Raw genomic sequence first — 15,849 nt, forward strand, 5'->3', positions numbered from 1 at the left:
GAACCACTCTGTTATGCGGCCTGGCGCGGACACTTTTGTGCGATCCACTCTGTTGCCCATGGCACGGGAAGTCTTGCGTTATCCGGGCGCCTTTCTTTTGGTTACTTTTCTTTGGCAAGACAAAGAAAAGTGACCCCCGCCCCGGGGAGGGGCGACACAAATAGACCGAAAGCATGACAGGTGCTCCACGACAAAACGCGGACTGACCGCCGAGAAGCCAGCCGCACAGACGGAAAAAACAGACCAAACCGACGAGCGATTTCGACCCACCCCCGCCGGAGGCGACTAAAGCTGGGCAAGGTGCTTCCGATAGAACCCGTCGCAATTCCGCAAGACGCTTGCACGACCGTTACCTAAACTTGAACCTGTTGCTTCAAGACCTCTTACGAAACCGAAAGGAACCGCCATGACGAACCTGACCGTGAACCGCCAGACTTTCGACGAAGTGATGGTGCCGGTGTTTTCCCCCGCGCCGTTCGTGCCGGATCGTGGCGAAGGCTCGCGCGTGTGGGACACGGCAGGCCGCGAGTACGTGGATTTCGCATGCGGCATCGCCGTGACGTCGCTCGGCCACGGCCACCCGGAACTGATGAAGGTGCTGGACGAGCAAAGCCGCAAGCTCTGGCACATCGGCAACGGCTACACGAACGAGCCGGTGCTGCGCCTCGCAAAGCGCCTCGAATCGCTGACCTTCGCCGATCGCGCCTTCTTCGCGAACTCGGGCGCGGAAGCGAACGAAGCCGCCCTGAAGCTCGCGCGCCGCGTCGCATTCGAACGCCACGGCGCTGAAAAGTACGAAATCATCTCGTTCGTGCAGTCGTTCCACGGCCGCACGTTCTTCACGGTCAGCGTCGGCGGCCAGCCGAAGTACTCGGAAGGCTTCGGCCCCGTGCCGGCCGGCATCAAGCACCTGCCGTTCAACGACATCGAAGCCGCCAAGGCCGCAATCGGTCCGCAAACCTGCGCCGTGATCGTCGAGCCCGTGCAGGGCGAAGGCGGCGTGATCCCCGCCGATCCGGCCTTCCTGAAGGCGCTGCGCGAAGCGTGCGACGCCAACAACGCACTGCTGATCTTCGACGAAGTGCAGACGGGCGTCGGCCGCACGGGCCAGTTCTACGCTTACATGGACACGGGCGTCACGCCGGACATCCTGACGACCGCAAAGGCGCTCGGCAACGGCTTCCCGATCGGCGCGATGCTGACGACGAAGGAACTGGCCGCCCACTTCAAGGTCGGCGTGCACGGCACGACGTACGGCGGCAACCCGCTCGCATCGGCGGTCGCCGACAAGGTCGTCGAACTGATCGGCGACCCGGCACTGCTCGAAGGCGTGCGCGAACGCAGCGTGCGCCTGAAGGGCGCGCTCGAACGCATCAACGCACGCTTCGGCATCTTCAAGGAAGTGCGCGGCAAGGGCCTCCTCGTCGGCGCGGAACTCGTCGCCGCCTTCGACGGCCGCGCGAAAGACTTCGTCAACGCAGCCGCCGAGCACGGCGTGATCATGCTGATCGCTGGCCCGAACGTGCTGCGCTTCGTGCCGTCGCTCGTGATCCCGTTCGACGTGCTCGACGAAGGCCTCGCGCGCTTCGAGAAGGCGGTCGAGCAGGTGGTCGCCGCGCAGGAAAGCACCGCGCGCTGATTCGCGCATCCATCGCTGACAGGAACGACGATGCTATTTGTTCGCCCCGGCAAACTCACGGATCTCGATGCGCTCGCGCACATGGCGCGCACCGCGCAACCGGTCCTGCACTCGCTGCCGCACGATCGCGCGGCGCTCGAGGCGCGTGTCGCGCTCTCGGAGGATTCGTTTCGCGCGGACGTCGACTTTCCCGGCGAGGAGTTCTATCTCTTCGTGCTGGAAGACAGCGCAACCGGCAAGCTGCTCGGCACCGCCAGCATCGTGGCGGCGGCCGGCTACTCCGAGCCGTTCTACGCGTTTCGCAACGACGCGCTGATCCATGCGTCGCGCGAGCTGCACGTGAACCGCAAGATCCACGCGCTGACGATGTCGCACGAGCTGACCGGCAAGAGCCGGCTCGCGGGCTTCTACGTCGATCCGTCGCTGCGCGGCGACGCGGCCGCGCACCTGATCTCGCGCGCACGGATGATGTACATCGCCGCGAACCGCCGCCGCTTCACGCCCGAAGTGTTCACGCTGCTGCTCGGCGTGAGCGACGAGAACGGCGCGTCGCCGTTCTGGGAAGCGGTGGGCCGCAAGTTCTTCGGCCGCGATTTCGCCGACGTCGACATCGCGTCGGGCGGCCGCAGCCGCACCTTCATCGCCGAAGTGATGCCCGGCTATCCGCTGTACGTGCCGCTGTTGCCGGAAGCCGCGCAGCGCGTGCTCGGCGAGCCGAACGCAACCGCGCTGCTCGCGTACGACATCCACCTCGAGGAAGGCTTCGAGCCGGACCGCTTCGTCGACATCTTCGACGCGGGCCCGGTGCTGACCCAGCAGGTCGATCGCACCGCGTGCGTGACGCACGCGGCCGAGCGCACGGTGCGCGAAGCCGCGCACCAGCACGGCGACGTCGCGTACCTCGTGTCGAGCGGCAGCGGCGAATCGTTCCGCTGCGTGCTAGCCGACCTGCCGGGCGATGCCGGTCATGACGCACCGCTCGCCGGCGACGTGCGCGCGGCGCTGAACGTGAAGGACGGCGATGTCGTGCGCTGCGTGCCGCTGCACCAGCGCGATGACGAACATTCGAAGGGAGACGCAGCATGATCGTCGTTCGGGTCGTACAAACGGGCGATGTGGATGCGCTCGTGTCGCTCGCGAAAGAAACCGGTCCGGGCCTGACCACGTTCAAGCCCGACCGCGATGCGCTCGCCGCACGCATCGAACGCACGCGCCGCACGCTCGAAGGGCAGGCGCAGCCGTCGGAAGCCGGCTACTTCTTCGTGATGGAAGACTCGGCGACGGGCGACATCGCGGGCGTGTGCGGAATCGAGTCGCAGGTCGGCCTCGAGCAGCCGTTCTACAACTACCGCGTGAGCACCGTCGTGCATGCGAGCCAGGAGCTCGGCGTGTGGACGCGGATGTCGGCGCTGAACATCTCGCACGACCTGACCGGCTATGCGGAGGTGTGCTCGCTGTTCCTGAGCCCGCGCTACCGCACGGGCGGCGTCGGCGGCCTGCTGTCGCGCTCGCGCTTCATGTTCATCGCGCAGTTCCGCGAGCTGTTCCCGGAACGCATCTGCGCGGAGCTGCGCGGCCACTTCGACGACGACGGCACGTCGCCGTTCTGGCGCGCAGTCGGTTCGCACTTCTACCAGATCGACTTCAACGCCGCGGACTATCTCAGCTCGCACGGCCGCAAGTCGTTCCTCGCGGAGCTGATGCCGCGCTACCCCGTGTACGTCGACCTGCTGCCGCAGGACGCGCAGGACGCGGTCGCCCTCACGCACCGCGACACGCTGCCCGCGCGCAAGATGCTCGAGGCGGAAGGGCTGCGCTACCAGAACCACGTCGACATCTTCGACGCGGGCCCCGTGCTCGAATGCCACGTCAACGACTTGCGCACGGTGCGCGAGAGCGTCGTCGTGCCGGTGTCGATCGGCTCGCCCGACGTGCGTGAAGACACGACGAAGTCGCTCGTGTCGAACACGTCGCTCGGCGATTTCCGCGTCGGCGTCGCGCCGGGCGTCGTCGTGAACGGCACGTTCGTGCTGTCGGCCGACGATGCCGCCGCGCTCGACGTGAAGGCCGGCGATCCGGTCCGCGTGCTGCCGCTCAAAGTCAAACAGGGATAAACGAATCATGACGGAACTCTTCATCGACGGCGCCTGGGTCGCAGGCTCGGGCCCCGCCTTCGCGTCGCGCAACCCCGGTACCGACGAAATCGCGTGGCAGGGCGCCAGCGCATCGGCCGCCGACGTCGACCGCGCGGTCACGAGCGCGCGCCGCGCGTTCGCCGAGTGGTCGGCGCTCGACTTCGAAGCGCGCTGCGAGATCGCGAAGCGCTTCGCCGCGCTGCTCAACGAGCGCAAGGAAGCGCTCGCCGCGGCGATCGGCCGCGAGACCGGCAAGCCGCTGTGGGAAGCGCGCACCGAAGTCGCGTCGATGGCCGCGAAGGTCGGCATCTCGATCCAGGCCTACCAGGAACGCACGGGCGAGAAGCGCCAGGACATGGCCGACGGCGTCGCGGTGCTGCGCCACCGTCCGCACGGCGTCGTCGCGGTGTTCGGTCCGTACAATTTCCCCGGCCATCTGCCGAACGGCCATATCGTGCCGGCGCTGATCGCGGGCAACACGGTCGTGTTCAAGCCGTCCGAGCTCGCGCCGGGCGTTGCGCGCGCGACCGTCGAAGCATGGAAGGACGCGGGCCTGCCGGCCGGCGTGCTGAACCTCGTGCAGGGCGAGAAGGACACGGGCATCGCGCTCGCGAACCACCGTCAGATCGACGGCCTGTTCTTCACCGGCAGCTCGGATACGGGCACGCTGCTGCACAAGCAGTTCGGCGGCCGTCCGGAGATCGTGCTCGCGCTCGAGATGGGCGGCAACAACCCGCTCGTGATCGGCGAGGTCGAGGACATCGACGCGGCCGTGCATCACACGATCCAGTCGGCGTTCCTGTCGGCCGGCCAGCGCTGCACGTGCGCGCGCCGCATCTTCGTGCCGGAAGGCGCGTTCGGCGACCGCTTCCTCGCGCGCTTTGCCGACGTCACGTCGAAGATCACGGCGGACGTGTACGACGCCGATCCGCAGCCGTTCATGGGCGCGGTGATCTCGGCGCGCGCGGCCGCGAAGCTCGTCGACGCGCAGTCGCGTCTCCTTGCACAGGGCGCGAAGCCGATCATCGCGATGGAACAGCGCGACCCGCGCCTCGGCTTCGTGAACGCGTCGATCCTCGACGTGACCGGCGTTGCCGACCTGCCCGACGAGGAGCACTTCGGCCCGCTCGCGCAGATCATCCGCTACACGACGTTCGACGCCGCGATCGAGCGCGCGAACGACACGGCGTTCGGCCTGTCCGCGGGCCTGCTCGCCGACGATGCGCGCGTGTGGGAACACTTCCGCCGGACGATCCGCGCGGGGATCGTCAACTGGAACCGCCCGACCAACGGCGCATCGTCTGCCGCACCGTTCGGCGGCACGGGCCGCTCCGGCAACCATCGCCCGAGCGCGTACTACGCGGCGGACTACTGCGCGTTTCCGATGGCGTCGGTGGAAAGCACGCAACTGACCCTGCCCGCGACGCTGTCGCCGGGCCTGCACTTCTGATTCGAGGGAACGACGATGAACGCACAAGAAGCCAATTTCGACGGACTCGTCGGCCCGACCCACAACTACGCCGGGCTGTCGTTCGGCAACGTGGCGTCGCTGAACAACGAGAAGTCGGCCGCGAACCCGAAGGCCGCCGCGAAACAAGGGCTGCGCAAGATGAAGCAGCTCGCCGACCTCGGCTTCGCGCAGGGCGTGCTGCCGCCGCAGGAGCGCCCGTCGCTGCGCCTGCTGCGCGAGCTCGGCTTCTCCGGCAAGGACGCGGACGTGATCGCGAAGGCCGCGAAGCAGGCGCCCGAACTGCTCGCCGCGGCGAGCTCGGCCTCGGCGATGTGGACCGCGAATGCGGCGACCGTCAGCCCGTCGGCCGACACGAGCGACGGCCGCGTGCACTTCACGCCGGCGAACCTGTGCAGCAAGCTGCACCGCGCGATCGAGCACGAAGCGACGCGCCGCACGCTGTCGACGCTGTTCGCCGATCCCGCGCACTTCGCGGTGCATGAAGCGCTGACGGGCACGCCGGCGCTCGGCGACGAGGGCGCGGCGAACCACACGCGCTTTTGCGCCGAATACGGGCAGCCGGGCGTCGAGTTCTTCGTGTACGGCCGCTCGGAATACCGCCGCGGGCCGGAGCCGAAGCGCTTCCCGGCGCGCCAGACCTTCGAGGCGAGCCGCGCGGTCGCGCATCGCCACGGGCTGCGCGAGGAAGCGACGGTCTACGCGCAGCAGGATCCGGACGTGATCGACGCGGGCGTGTTCCACAACGACGTGATCTCGGTCGGCAACCGCGACACGCTGTTCACGCATGAGCGCGCGTTCGTCAACAAGCAGGCGATCTACGACACGCTGACCGCGGCGCTCGACGCGCGCGGCGCGCGCCTGAAGGTGATCGAGGTGCCCGACGCGGCGGTGAGCGTGAACGACGCCGTCACGTCGTATCTGTTCAACAGCCAGCTGCTGTCGCGCGCCGACGGCTCGCAAGTGCTCGTCGTGCCGCAGGAGTGCCGCGAGAACGCGAACGTTGCCGCCTACCTGGACCAGCTCGCGGCCGGCAACGGCCCGATCAGCGAAGTGCTCGTGTTCGACCTGCGCGAAAGCATGAAGAACGGCGGCGGCCCCGCATGCCTGCGGCTGCGCGTCGTGCTGAACGACGCGCAGCGCGCGGCCGTCACGTCGAACGTGTGGATCAACGACACGCTGTTCGCGTCGCTCGACGCGTGGATCGAGAAGCACTACCGCGACCGCCTCGCGCCGGAAGATCTCGCGGATCCGGTGCTGCTCGACGAATCGCGCACCGCGCTCGACGAACTGACGCAGATCCTGCGCGTCGGGTCGCTGTATGACTTCCAGCGCTGAGGGCCGCATGAGCGATGCGGCTGGCTCGGGCGCTGCGTCCTCCGGCGCGTGGCTCGACGACTTCCTCGCGTTCACGCTCGCGGGCGTTGCGCCGGCCGAGCGTGACGGCGTCTGTGCCGGCGGCGCGGTGCGCTGGCAATGGCAAGGCGAGGGGCTGCTCGCGCTCAAGCCGCGTATTGATCCGCATGCCGAGCCGCATGCCGCCGATGCAGCGGACGACCGGACCACGGTCGCGCCGCAACCGGCGTCGCAGCGGAGCGTGCTCGTGTCGGCCGGCGTGCACGGCGACGAGACCGCGCCGATCGAGCTGCTGTCGATGCTCGTGCGCGACGTTGCGGCCGGAACCTTGCCGCTCGCGTGCCGATTGCTCGTCGTGCTCGGCAATTCGCCGGCGATGCGCGTGGGCGAACGCTATCTCGACGACGACCTGAACCGGCTGTTCAGCGGCCGCCACGCGCAGGTGCCGGACAGCCGCGAGGCGCCGCGTGCCGCGCAGCTCGAAGCGGCGGCCGCGGCGTTTTTCGCCGCTGCGCCGGCCGAAGCGGGCGCGCGCTGGCATGTCGACATGCACACGGCGATCCGCGCATCGGTGTTCGAGCAGTTCGCGCTGCTGCCGCATACGGGCACGCCGCCGTCGCGCGCGATGATCGAATGGCTCGGCGATGCGCGCATCGCGGCGGTGCTGCTGCACACCGTGAAAGGGCAGACGTATTCGCATTTCACGGCCGAGCATTGCGGCGCGCTTGCGTGCACGCTCGAGCTCGGCAAGGTGCGCCCGTTCGGCCAGAACGACCTGACACGCTTCGCGGCCGCCGATCGCGCGGTGCGCCGGCTTGTGTCGGGCGCATGGGGCGGCCCTCCGCGGGGCGGCCATCCGCGGGGCGGCCATCCGCCGCAGGACGCCGGCGCATCGCTGCCGCGCGTGTTCACCGTGATCGACCAGATCACGAAGCAGAGCGATGCGCTCGAGCTGTTCGTCGCGGCCGACGTCGCGAACTTCACGCCGTTCCCGCGCGGCACGGTGCTCGCACAGGACGGCGCGTACCGCTACACGGTGCAGCACGACGAGGAGCGGATCGTGTTTCCGAACCCGTCGGTGAAGCCGGGGCTGCGCGCGGGGCTGCTCGTCGTCGACACGACGCGCGAGACGCTCGCCACGCTCGTCTGACGGCGTGCATGGCGGCGCGGCACATGCCCGCGCCGTCGTGCACGATGCGTGTGTGGCGCTTCGCGGCATTCTGCCGCGCATCCCGTATCAACTGCCGTTTTCCCCCATTTTTCCATGCACCTGCCTGCCAGTCGCGGGCCGGTGGCATTGCATGCAAGTCGTCCCGATCGCGTGCGCGACGCGGATCCCTTGCGTATTTGCGACATCGTCTTGCAAGTTCGACATGCAGTTCGCACGGCGCCATGCACGCAGTGCAGCAACCGGCCCGGCCGGCCGCTTTGCCGTGACGGCGCGCGCGGATTGGTACAATCGCGGCCTTGCGGCTGTTGCGCCGCATCACGGCGCCGCATCGCGATTGTCCGGGTAATTTGACCCTGCAATGATGCGCGCACGTTGTTCCAGAAATACCCGTTCGTATCAGGAGGACCCTCTAATGAAGTTGGTTTGGCGTAAAGTGGCCGCGCACGCGGCGGTAGCGGCAGTGGCCGTGGCGGCGGGCAGCGCGTTTGCTGCGGACCTTAAGGAGGTCCGCTTCGGCGTCGAGGCTTCGTACGCGCCGTTCGAATTCAAGACGCCCGACGGCAAGCTGACCGGCTTCGACATCGACATCGGCAACGCGGTGTGCGCGAAGCTGAAGACGAAGTGCGTGTGGGTCGAGAACGACTTCGACGGCCTGATCCCGGCGCTGCAGGCACGCAAGTTCGACGCGATCAACTCGGACATGACGATCACGGACCAGCGCAAGCACGCGATCGCGTTCACCGATCCGATCTACACGATCCCGAACCAGCTGATCGCGAAGCAGGGCAGCGGCCTGCTGCCGACCCCGCAATCGCTGAAGGGCAAGCGCGTCGGTGTGCTGCAGGGCACGATCCAGGAAGCGTATGCGAAGAAGAAGTGGGCGCCGGCCGGCGTCGACGTCGTGCCTTACCAGACGCAGGATCTCGCGTACGCGGACCTGAAGTCGGGCCGTCTCGATGCCACCTTCCAGGATTCGGAAGCGGGCGCGAAGGGCTTCCTGTCGAAGCCGCAGGGCCAGGGCTTCGGGTACGCGGGCGGCACCGTCAGCGACGCCGAGATCCTCGGCTCGGGCGTCGGCTTCGGCCTGCGCAAGAACGACGCGGCGCTGAAGACCGCGCTCGATCAGGCGCTCAAGGAACTGAAGGCGGACGGCACGATCGACAACCTCGCGAAGAAGTACTTCAGCGTGCCTGTAACGCTCAAGTAAGCGCGCGATCCGACCCCGTCGCACGATGCAGCCGGCCGCTTTTGCGGCCGGTTTGCTTTCGGGGGCGGGGGTGGAAAGGGGTAGAAGGGGAGCGCAACGCGCTGCGGGTACGCAGCGCCGTCAGGCGCGGCCGGGGCCGCTCAGGCCTTGAAGAACCGGCTCAGCTCCCGCGCCAGCTCGTTGAGCACGCCCATTTCCTGCTGCGTGATCTTGCGCGCGCGCTGCGTGCCGACCCAGTCGCCGTACAGCAGCGCGGTCGTCGACGTGCCGACGCGCACCGGCAGCAGCACGAACGCTTGCGCGTCGTCGAACGCGTCCAGATACCACGCGGGCAGGCGCTTCACCATCTTCGGGTCCTGCGCCTGCTCGATGAAGATGCCGACCGAGTTGGTGATCGCGAGATGGAACACGTCCGGCTCGAAGCGCTCGTTGAAGCGCAGCTGGCCGAGCGCCGCGTCGACGCCGGGGCCGAAGCCGAGGCGCGCGGCGAACGTGCCGTCATCGTGCCGCACGAACATCACGGTGCGCGTGAACGCGAGGCCCGCGAGCAGGCTTTCGGACGCGAGCGCGAGCACCGGCGTCAGCACATGCTCGGACGGCAGCGCGCGCAGGTCGGCGAGACCGGCCTCCAGGCGGACTTCCGGCTCGGCCTGCGCGCGTGCGAATGCGTCCGCGTTCGCGCGCAGCTCGATGATTTCGCGCATCACGGTGTCGCTCGTCTCCTCGCGCGCGAGCTGGTCGGCGATCTGGATGAGCGCATCGGGCCCTGTATCGAGCTCCGCGCCATAGTGCTGCGCGAGCGATGCGATGCGCGCGTCGCGCTGCGGGCTGGCCGGCATCACGAGCGCGGCCGCGACGTCGGTCGAGCAGCGGCTCACCGCGCGCAGCCAGCGCACATCGCTGTCGGGGCTGTTGCTGTCGTCGCCGTCGTCGCTGACGTCCGCGTGGTCCTGCGGCGCGCCGCCGTCCGCCAGCTCGGCGAGGCGGACGTCGTCGGCCATGCCGGCGCGGATCACGGCGGGCAGCCGCCAGCGTGCGGCGGCCTCGAGGCCGATCTCATCGAACCCGACGCCGAGCACGTCGACGCAGGCCGTGGCCTCGTCGCCGTGCAGCTCGGCCGCCCGCCGGCGGATCCGGTCCCATTCGCTGTCGAGGTAGCAGACGACGAGCAGCTTGCCGACCTGACGCATCAGCGTGCAGACGACTGCCTCCTCGCCGGCGCGCAGGTCCGCATGCTCTGTCAGCTTGCGCGCGACGCAGCCCGACAGCAGCGCGCGGTTCAGCTCGAGCTTCGCGTCGATCCGCCGCGGCGTGCTCTGGTGGAAGTGATCGACGAGCTTGAGGCCGACGACGAGATGGCCGACCGCGTCCATCCCGAGCACCATCAGCGCACGGGTGACGGTCGTGATGTTGCCGCCGAACGCCATGTACATCGCGGAGTTCGCGAGCCGCAGCACTTTCTGCGTGAGCGCGAAGTCCGACAGCACGACGCGTACGAGCGCGGTGAAGTCCAGGTCGTCGTTCTTCATCGCGGCCATCGTCGCGCGCAGCGAATCCGACAGCAGCGGGAAATCGCCCCGTTCGTTCATCCGGGCCCACAGCTTGTCGAGCAGCGCCGTCCGGGGCAGGTGTTCGGTGATTGACATAGGATCCGTTCTGTTCCCGGCGGCGCGTCAGGCGGCCGCGTGCAGGCGCAGCTGCTGCGCCTCGAAGCGCTGCGCCAGTTCCTCGGACGGCAGCGCCTTGCAGACCAGCCAGCCCTGGATGTGGTTGCAGCCCATCTCGGTCAGCAGCTCGCGCTGCGCCTCGGTCTCGACGCCTTCGGCGACGAGTTCGAGATCCAGCGTCTGCGCGAGGCCGACGACCGCCGACACGATCGCGCGGTCGTTGCGCGATGTCAGCAGGTTCTCGACGAAGCTGCGGTCGATCTTCAGCTTCGCGAGCGGGAAGCGCTGCAGGTACGCGAGGCTCGAATAGCCGGTGCCGAAGTCGTCGATCGCGAAGCGGATGCCGAGATCGGTGAGTTCCTCAAGCAGCCCCTTCGCATGCGCGGGGTCGTGCATCAGGAGGCTCTCGGTGATCTCGAGCACGATGCGGCGCGGGTCGATGCCGGTGAGCGTGATCGCTTCGCGCACGCTCTGCGTGAAGCGCGGATCGCGGAACTGCTGCGGCGACACGTTGACCGCGACGTACTGCAGCGCGAGCCCCTGGCGGTCCCACGCGACGAGCTGCATGCACGCGGCCTTCAGCACCCAGTTGCCGAGGTAGTTGATGAGGCCGATCGATTCGGCGAGCGGGATGAACGTCGCCGGCGGCACGAGCCCGTGCACGGGGTGGCGCCAGCGGATCAGCGCCTCGACGCCGACCACCGCGCCCGACTGGCTGCGCGTGATCGGCTGGAAGTGCAGCGAGAACTCGCCGTTGCGCACGCCGTCGTACAGGTCGGCCTCGAGCTTCAGGCGTTCGGCGTCGGCCGGGTCGTCGACCGGCGTATGGAACGCGAGCGCGCTGCCGCCCGACGCCTTCGCCTGCGCGAGCGCGTGGTCCGCGCGGCGCAACAGCGGGCTGTGGTGTTGTGCCCGGTGCGGGGCCGCGCGCTCGTCCGGATAGAGCGCGATGCCGACGCTCGCGGACAGGTGCACGGGCTGCCCGTGATACGCGTAAGGCTGCCGCACCGCCGCCTGCAGCCGGCGGCCGAGCGCGCCCGCGATGTCGCACGCCTGCGCGCGGCTCGGCGCGGTGAGCACGATCGCGAACTTGTCGCTCGCGACCCGCGCGAGCTGCTCGTCCGGCGCCATCAGCGCCTGCAGCCGCTGCGCGGTCTCGCGCAGCAGCGCGTCGCCGGCGTCGTAGCCGAGCGCGCGGTTGATCCGCTGGTAATCGTCGAGGTCGAGCAGCAGCAGCGCCGCACAGGTGCCCGTCTCGTCGGCGATCTGCTGCGCGCGCATCAGCGCGGGCACGAGCGCCGACAGGTTGTCGAGCCCCGTCATCGGGTCGTGGTGCATTTCGTAAGTCAGGCGCGCCTCGAGCGCGCGCCACGACGACACGTCGAACGCCGCGATCGCGAAGCCGTCGACGCCGTGGTGCCGGCTCTTGACCGCACGCACCTCGACATCGAGCGGATAGGTCAGCGACTTGACGATGCACATCGTCGCCTTTTCGACGTGGCCGGAGCGCGCGGCGCGGGCGAGCAGGTCTTCGAGCGCCGCGGTATCCTGTTCCGCGATCAGGTCGCGCAGCGTCAGCGTGTGCAGATAGTCGCGGTGGTAGCCGATGAAGCGCAGGCTTGCATCGGATACATAGAGAAAGCGCAGCTCGCGGTCGACGTGCGCGAGGAAGTCCACCGGGCCGACCGTCTGTTCCAGCCAGTTGCGCACGGTGTCGTCGCGGCGCGGCGCGCCGGCGCGCGCAGGCATCAGCGCACCGCCCGACCAGGCGAAGCGGCGCAGCGTGTGCAAGGCGCTGCGCCAGGAGCCCTTGCGAGGCGTCTGTTTCCTGTTGGCTTCCATGTTTCTCGCTGACGTGAAGGGCTGGAACCGGCTGTCCGTGAGGAATAACGGCAAACCACGCGGAATCTTTAGCGTGTGGTCCGCTCGTGAGCGGGCCACCCATGCGGATCGCATGCAACCGGATCACGTGCCGATGTTCGAGTGTCGAACGCCGGCGCGTCACACATCGAGGCTGACTTTATAAGAAATGAGGACGCAGATGAAGCGAAAACTGATGGTGTCGATGGCGAGTATCGCGGCGGCGACGCTCGTCGCGGGCTATGCGCTGACCGCGCAGGCGGAACTGAAGCCGGGCGATCCGGCGCCGGATTTCACGACGCAGGCGTCGCTGGGCGGCAAGACTTACACGTATTCGCTCGCCGACGCGCTGAAGCAGGGGCCGGTCGTGCTGTATTTCTACCCGGCCGCGTTCACGAAAGGCTGCACGATCGAGGCGCACGCGTTCGCGGAAGCGGTCGACCGCTACAAGGCATACGGCGCGACGGTGATCGGCGTATCCGCAGACAATATCGACACGCTGACGAAGTTTTCGGTCAGCGAGTGCCGCAGCAAGTTCCCGGTCGCCGCCGATCCCGACGCGAAGATCATTCGCGAGTACGACGCGAAGCTGCCCGCGCTCAACCGCGCGAACCGCGTGTCCTACGTGATTTCGCCGGAAGGGAAGATCCTGTACGAGTACACGAGCCTGTCGCCGGACAAGCACGTCGAGAACACGCTCGAGGCCGTCAAGGCCTGGGTGGAGTCGCACCCGAAAAAGTGAGCGCGAAAGCCGCCCCGCGGGCACGCCGCGGAGCGGGGCAGCAGAGGACGGGGCATCCGCGCGGCTGTCGCGTCGGCGCCCGCGGAACTCATGCGCGCAGCGCCTGCTCGATCGGCACGCTGCCGCCGACGAAGCCGATCGTCTTCTTCGAGATCCCGAGCTTGATCGCCTCGATGGCGGCCCATGCGACGTCCTGCCGCGACACGGGCGGCGCGTGGTCGAGCCGCTCCTCGGTCAGCGCGATCTTGCCGACGCCGGGGCCGTCCGCGAGCGGGCCCGGACGCAGGATCACGTAGTCGACGCCTGACGCGATCACGTGGTCGTCGCCTTCGCGTTTCATCTGCGAATAATGGCGCAGCGCGTCAGGGCTGCGCTCGGGCCAGTAGGCGGACAGCGAACTGATCACGACCAGCTTCTGCACGTTGCACGCGAGCGCGTAGGTGGCCGCGCGGGCGACTGCGTCGCGGTCGACCTGTTCCTCCTCGGCCGCGCCCTCCGACTCGGCCGAGCCGGCCGTGTAGATCACGTGCGTGATGCCCTGAAACGCGTGCGAGAAGTCGTCCGTCAGGTCGGCCTCGATCACCTTCGCGCCCGGCAGCGTATAGCCGTGCCGGCGCACGAGCGCCGTGACCTCGAATTCCGGCTGCTTGAGCAGCAGATCGGCGCAGGCCTGGCCGGTGCGGCCGGCGGCGCCAATCAGCAGTACCTTCGTCGTCATGAAACCGCTCCTTGATCCGTGCGTCGCCTGTCCAGATGGGGACGGACGACCGATACTCAAGTGTATGTCGATTTGACCCAGCGGCGGGCGCCAAAATGGGGGCGTACCGGCGAGGGCGTACCGGCAAGGGCGTACCGGCAAGGGCGTACCGGCGAGGGCGTACCGGCGAGGCCGTACCGGCGCGGGCGTAGCGGCAAGGGCGTACTGTCGTGGGCATAGCGTCGCGGGCGTACCGGCCGGGCTGATCGGCGACGGCGAAGCCGCCGGCGCGCAAGTATCACGGGTGAGACCCCGCCGACCGGCTATCATGTGCGCCACGCATTTCCTGCCGCTACGCAATACAACGCGTCGGCCAACCGGTTGGAGTACACATGGCATTACCCCTCGATAACGTCAGCATGGCGGTGTTCTGCGACTTCGAGAACGTCGCGCTCGGCGTGCGCGACGCGAAGTACGAGAAGTTCGACATCAAGCCGGTGCTCGAACGGCTGCTGCTGAAGGGCAGCATCGTCGTCAAGAAGGCGTATTGCGACTGGGATCGCTACAAGGGTTTCAAGGCGGCGATGCACGAGGCGAGCTTCGAGCTGATCGAGATTCCGCACGTGCGCCAGTCGGGCAAGAACTCGGCCGACATCCGGCTCGTCGTCGACGCGCTCGACCTCTGCTACACCAAGTCGCACGTCGACACGTTCGTGATCATCAGCGGCGACTCGGATTTCTCGCCGCTCGTGTCGAAGCTGCGCGAGAACGCGAAGAAGGTGATCGGCGTCGGTGTGAAGAAATCGACGTCGGACCTGCTGGTCGCGAACTGCGACGAATTCATCTTCTACGACGATCTCGTGCGCGAGCAGCAGCGCGCGCTCGCGAAGCGCGAGCAGCAGCAGCGGGCGGGCAACGGCGGCGCGAGGCGGCCGGACGAGCCGTCGCGCAAGCCCGAACTGGAGGTGCGCAGGGCCGAGGCGATCGCGCTCGCGGTCGAGACCTTCGATGCGCTCGCGTCGGAGCGGGATGACGTCGGCAAGATCTGGGCGTCGGTGCTCAAGAGCGCCATCAAGCGCCGCAAGCCCGACTTCAACGAGTCGTACTACGGCTTCCGCGCGTTCGGCAACCTGCTCGACGAGGCGCAGGCGCGCGGCCTGCTCGAGGTCGGCCGCGACGACAAGTCGGGCGCGTTCGTGTCGCGGGCGCGCCAGAGCGCGGTGGCGGAGCCTGTCGTGCTTGCCGACGTGCCGGCTGCGCGGGACGACGGCCGCGTGGCCGAGCGCGCGCGCGCGGAGCACGAGCGCCGCCACGCGCGGCATGCGGCGCCGGTTGCGCACGAGCCTGCGGTGCCGGTCGAGGCCGAAACGGCCGAGGCGGCCGAAATCGACGACACAGTCGCCATTGCTCCGGTGCCGTCGGATCGCGCCGATGCAGGTGGCACGGCCACGGAGGAAGCGCACGACGATCGGAAGGACGATCGCAAGCGCGCACGCAAGAGCACCGCGAAGAAGGCGGCGGTCAAGAAGGGCGGTGCAAGGAAGGCGGTGGCGCAGGATGCGGGGCATGCGGACGCGAAGCATGGCGCCCGCAAGCACGGCGACCACAAGGAAGCCGGCCACAAGGAAGCCGGCCACAAGCACGGCGACGAACACCACGCGGACGAGAAGCACGGGGACCGGGCGCAGGCTGACGCCAGCCCGCACGATGCGGCACCCGCCGGCGCGACGCCCGCGGACGCAAACGGGGCCGGTGCGGCGGCGTCGCGTGAAGCAGCCGCTGCGGCCGCTGCGGTCGAATCGCCTGCGGAAACCGCAGCCGACGACGCCAAGCCGAAAAAGCCCGCTCGCAAGTCGGCGCCGCGCGCCCGTCGTCCGCGCAAGACCACGCCGGCTGCAGAGTAAGGC

12 protein-coding genes and 1 pseudogene are annotated in these 15,849 nt (G+C 68.5%); 9 read left to right on the forward strand and 4 right to left on the reverse strand.

Translation table 11 applies throughout. The features are described from left to right. Positions 1-73: 73 nt before the first annotated feature. Positions 74-175: pseudogene (locus tag ACV22Z_RS05310) on the reverse strand (ion transporter); the annotation flags it as partial. Positions 176-406: 231 nt separating this feature from the next. On the opposite strand from ACV22Z_RS05310, the gene ACV22Z_RS05315 reads away from it, so the two are divergent. From ACV22Z_RS05315 to ACV22Z_RS05345, 7 genes are all read left to right on the forward strand, one after another. Continuing rightward, a complete protein-coding gene (locus tag ACV22Z_RS05315; RefSeq protein ID WP_448075278.1) occupies positions 407-1,639 on the forward strand; it encodes an aspartate aminotransferase family protein in 1,233 nt (410 codons plus the stop codon). Between the two features lie 30 nt (positions 1,640-1,669). After that, positions 1,670-2,725: an arginine/ornithine succinyltransferase subunit alpha gene (gene aruF, locus ACV22Z_RS05320; RefSeq protein ID WP_448075279.1), complete on the forward strand. Its 1,056-nt coding sequence runs from the start codon at positions 1,670-1,672 to the stop codon at positions 2,723-2,725. Continuing rightward, entirely contained in the window at positions 2,722-3,753 is a 1,032-nt protein-coding gene (astA, locus tag ACV22Z_RS05325; protein WP_448075280.1) for an arginine N-succinyltransferase, read from the forward strand. The genes aruF and astA overlap by 4 nt, the downstream gene beginning before the upstream one ends. Before the next feature lie 7 nt (positions 3,754-3,760). Further along, a complete protein-coding gene (astD, locus tag ACV22Z_RS05330) occupies positions 3,761-5,224 on the forward strand; it encodes a succinylglutamate-semialdehyde dehydrogenase (protein ID WP_448075281.1) in 1,464 nt (487 codons plus the stop codon). A gap of 15 nt (positions 5,225-5,239) precedes the next feature. Further along, positions 5,240-6,580, forward strand: a complete 1,341-nt coding sequence (astB, locus tag ACV22Z_RS05335) for an N-succinylarginine dihydrolase (RefSeq protein ID WP_448075282.1) — start codon at positions 5,240-5,242, stop codon at positions 6,578-6,580. Then, positions 6,564-7,748: a succinylglutamate desuccinylase gene (gene astE, locus ACV22Z_RS05340; RefSeq protein WP_448075283.1), complete on the forward strand. Its 1,185-nt coding sequence runs from the start codon at positions 6,564-6,566 to the stop codon at positions 7,746-7,748. The genes astB and astE overlap by 17 nt, the downstream gene beginning before the upstream one ends. Positions 7,749-8,181: 433 nt before the next feature. After that, positions 8,182-8,976, forward strand: coding sequence for an ABC transporter substrate-binding protein (locus tag ACV22Z_RS05345; RefSeq protein WP_448075284.1), 795 nt, complete (start codon positions 8,182-8,184; stop codon positions 8,974-8,976). Between the two features lie 140 nt (positions 8,977-9,116). Here the strand turns inward: ACV22Z_RS05345 and ACV22Z_RS05350 are convergent, their stop codons facing one another. Continuing rightward, a complete protein-coding gene (locus ACV22Z_RS05350) occupies positions 9,117-10,622 on the reverse strand; it encodes an HDOD domain-containing protein (RefSeq protein ID WP_448075285.1) in 1,506 nt (501 codons plus the stop codon). A gap of 27 nt (positions 10,623-10,649) precedes the next feature. Continuing rightward, positions 10,650-12,392 (reverse strand): cyclic di-GMP phosphodiesterase CdpA, encoded by a 1,743-nt coding sequence (gene cdpA / locus ACV22Z_RS05355; protein WP_448075819.1) that lies wholly within the window; start codon positions 12,390-12,392, stop codon positions 10,650-10,652. Positions 12,393-12,684: 292 nt separating this feature from the next. Here cdpA and ACV22Z_RS05360 point away from each other — a divergent pair, with 292 nt between their 5' ends. Next, positions 12,685-13,245 carry a peroxiredoxin gene (locus ACV22Z_RS05360; RefSeq protein WP_448075286.1) on the forward strand — a complete coding sequence of 187 codons (561 nt, stop codon included), beginning with the start codon at positions 12,685-12,687 and terminating at the stop codon, positions 13,243-13,245. Positions 13,246-13,333: 88 nt separating this feature from the next. Here the strand turns inward: ACV22Z_RS05360 and ACV22Z_RS05365 are convergent, their stop codons facing one another. After that, complete coding sequence (locus ACV22Z_RS05365) at positions 13,334-13,963, reverse strand: SDR family oxidoreductase (protein WP_448075287.1); 630 nt, start codon at positions 13,961-13,963, stop codon at positions 13,334-13,336. Between the two features lie 371 nt (positions 13,964-14,334). On the opposite strand from ACV22Z_RS05365, the gene ACV22Z_RS05370 reads away from it, so the two are divergent. Next, positions 14,335-15,846: an NYN domain-containing protein gene (locus tag ACV22Z_RS05370; RefSeq protein WP_448075288.1), complete on the forward strand. Its 1,512-nt coding sequence runs from the start codon at positions 14,335-14,337 to the stop codon at positions 15,844-15,846. Positions 15,847-15,849: the final 3 nt, after the last annotated feature.

The sequence above is a fragment of the Burkholderia sp. PU8-34 genome (assembly GCF_053427725.1).